Origin of the sequence: Thermobrachium celere DSM 8682 (genome assembly GCF_000430995.1) — a bacterium.
Taxonomy (GTDB): Bacteria; Bacillota; Clostridia; order Clostridiales; family Caloramatoraceae; genus Thermobrachium; species Thermobrachium celere.
In genome coordinates, this window is sequence record NZ_HF951990.1 from 1 (window position 1) to 576 (window position 576).

The 576-nt window shown below is 32.3% G+C and carries 1 protein-coding gene; it reads left to right on the forward strand.

The features are described 5' to 3' along the window. Nucleotides 1–26: 26 nt before the first annotated feature. Nucleotides 27–572: a YyaL domain-containing protein gene (locus tag TCEL_RS00055; protein WP_018655910.1), complete on the forward strand. Its 546-nt coding sequence runs from the start codon at nucleotides 27–29 to the stop codon at nucleotides 570–572. Nucleotides 573–576 lie beyond the last annotated feature (4 nt).

A 576-nucleotide genomic window follows, 5' to 3' on the forward strand; every position in this document is an offset into this window, starting at 1 on the left:
TGACCAAGCACTATTAACTCTCACCTATGCCTTGGAAAGGCCCCTTAATTAAGAAATGTTTTAAGTATGAAAAGTATAGGGAGGTTGTAGAAAAAGTTATAGAATATGTAAAAAGAGATCTAACTTCAAAGGAGGGGGCATTCTATTCTGCAGAAGATGCTGATAGTGAAGGAGTAGAAGGAAAATTTTACACATTTACACTAGAGGAGTTAAAGAACATTTTAGATGAAGAGGAATTTAAAATAGCAAATAAGGTATATAATCTATTTGAAGAGGGAAACTTTGAGGAGGAGGCAACAGGTGAAAAAACAGGACAGAATATACTATATAAAACACAGGATTATGATGAATATAAAGAAAAACTTGAAGTAATAAGGGAGAAGCTTTATAAATTTAGGGAAAATAGAATAAGGCCACTTAGAGATGAGAAGATATTAACAGATTGGAATGGGCTTATGATAGCTTCTTTATCGAGAGCAGGATTTATATTAAATAATAGTGAAATACATCAACATGGCAAAGAGGGCAGCAGATTTTATATTGAACTTATCAAAGGATGGATTAAAGCATAGATAT

Excerpts from the sequence above, each read along its gene's own strand:
- TCEL_RS00055 (WP_018655910.1), top strand. The coding sequence starts at position 27 with ATGCCTTGGAAAGGCCCCTTAATTAAGAAATGTTTTAAGTATGAAAAG.